We start from the raw sequence: 2,371 nt of genomic DNA on the forward strand, positions 1-2,371 counted from the left end.
AGGAGCAATCATCCCCAGAAAAAAATAATTGTAAAGATTTTCTCCTCCATTTGTCTTTTTTCTTGCAATTACAAAGGCTGCCATTGCTGCACAGCATACACCAATAACCGTTGCACTTCCTGTAATAACCACACTGTTAAAAAATGAACCGATTATTTTACCGGTTTCAATTACAAATGCAAAGTTTTCAAAGTGCCACGTACTGGGCAGGCTAATGGTTAACTGGGCTGCTTCTACCTGATTTTTTACACTTCCCAAGAACATGATTAGAAGCGGAATAATAATAATCAGGCTAAAAATGATTATCAAAATTTCTAATAATGCTAACTTTAATTTTACTTTTCTCTTTACCATTATGCCTCAATCTCCTTACTTCTTAAAAATTTGTTCAACCCCATGGTACATATACATACAATAACAGTTAAAATTAAACTCATTGCACTTGATTTGCCTAAAAATCCCGCTGAATAGTTTTTATATACATAAGTAGCCAGTACCTGAGTAGCAAATCCCGGACCTCCATTTGTCAGCACATATACATTATCAAAAACCTTCAGACCGGCAATCAGACTGGACGTGATTACAACCGTAAAAGATGGAATAAGCAAGGGAAGCGTCAACCTGAAAAACTGCTTAAATCCGGCAGCCCCATCTATAGCCGCTGCTTCATAATAATCCTTAGGTATGCCCTGTAAACCAGCAATAAAGATCATCATTGCAAATCCGGTACCTTTCCAGATATCAGTCCAAATTACACACCACATAGCCGTTGCTTCATTTCCAAGCCATACAATGTCACCACTGTATCCAAATACTCGTAAAATCTGATCAAACATACCATCCGCTTTAAAAAAAGATGTAAAAATAAGCCCAACTACTACACCGCTAAGTATACTGGGTATATAGAATACGCTTCTTAACACGCTTCTTGTTTTAAGCGGCTTTACCAGCGCTGTTGCCAATAACACGGCAAATATTACTTTTACAACGGTCGTTACAAATGCAAATAAAAACGTATTTTTAATGGCAAGAAAAAAATACTTATCTTTAAATATCTTTAAAAAATTTTCAATACCATTAAAAGTAAAATTGTATAAATCCCGGATGCTCCAATTGGTAAAGGAGGTAAACACTCCCAATATAACCGGTACTGCAAACATTAATGTATAGATTACTATAGCCGGAAGTGCCAGCTTGAAACTGTAAATATCCATAGCTGCTTTCTTTTTACTCTTCATTATTTATCCTCTTTTCTTAAAATCCCTGATAATTCCTGTATTCGGGTATTAAAAAAAGTCTCTGATAAAAAAGAGACTTTTCTTAATATAATCAACTATTGAAAAGCTTCTACACCTATATTTTTACCATATTCCTGCATTCCGCTGTCAAACTGTTCAATAGCTTCATCGATATCTCCCCCCTGGGCTACCTGTGTATATACCGGGAAGAATACATCGTTATTAAGAGAACCGAATTTTCCGATCATATCTGCAATCTGCGGCAATACTTTATTAGAATCAAAATAATCTGCATAGACTTCTTTTAAGACCGAATTGATATTTACACTTTCCACATCTTTATAAGGAGAATTAAGCGGATTTGCGCTCAAATAAATCTCCAGATATTCCGGTTGTGACAATGTATTTAGCACCTCTAATGCAGTATCTATATTTTTGCTGTCTTTTGGTATTGCTTCACCAAACACATATTTAGAAGTTAAAAATTTGTCTACATTATTATATGGAAGTGGAAACATCCCGATCTGAGCATCCGGCCATTTTGTCATGATGTCAGTAACTGCATATTCACCGGAAATAATCATCGCTGCCTCTTTATGTGCCACTTTATCTTTGGAATCCTCGAAAGTTCCCACCGTATAATCTGTATTGGTATATCCATTGGTAAACCAATCCTGATAGCTTTGCAGCGCTTCTTTAAATTCCGGGATATCAGCAAATGACTGTTCATTGTTATATAACTTATCATACGTTTCAGACGCTTTGTCATCTAATGCATTAGCCAGAAAAATCATAGGTGCAATTTGAATTGTCCAGTTGTCATTACCGGATATGTAGATCGGAGTCTGACCATTTGTCTTCAGAGTTTCACATACTTTCAAAAATTCATCATAAGTCTTTGGCACCTCAAGATTATTTTCCTTAAACACTTCCTTATTATAAATGACGCCCATGACGCCAGAAAATCCGGTTATAGGCATTCCATAGATATGACCATCTGTATAAGTAATTTCCGATTTATCTAATGCCAACCGTTCTATCCAGGGCTGATCATCCATTGTGATAAAGTTTTTAGCTGCATCATAAATGTAATAGTTTTCCGGTATGTTAAACTGCATAATATCTGGAACCTC

At 35.8% G+C, this 2,371-nt stretch carries 2 protein-coding genes and 1 pseudogene; all 3 read right to left on the minus strand.

The genetic code is table 11. From position 1 onward, the window contains the following. Positions 1–354, minus strand: a pseudogene (locus tag ACH2DQ_RS19265) (carbohydrate ABC transporter permease); the annotation flags it as partial. Then, positions 354–1,238 carry a carbohydrate ABC transporter permease gene (locus ACH2DQ_RS19270; RefSeq protein WP_394912636.1) on the minus strand — a complete coding sequence of 295 codons (885 nt, stop codon included), beginning with the start codon at positions 1,236–1,238 and terminating at the stop codon, positions 354–356. The gene ACH2DQ_RS19270 and the pseudogene ACH2DQ_RS19265, both read right to left, overlap by 1 nt. A gap of 95 nt (positions 1,239–1,333) precedes the next feature. After that, positions 1,334–2,371, minus strand: a 1,038-nt coding sequence (locus tag ACH2DQ_RS19275) for an ABC transporter substrate-binding protein (RefSeq protein ID WP_395027897.1), incomplete at its 5' end; no start/stop codon positions are given.

This window comes from Robinsoniella sp., assembly GCF_034124845.1.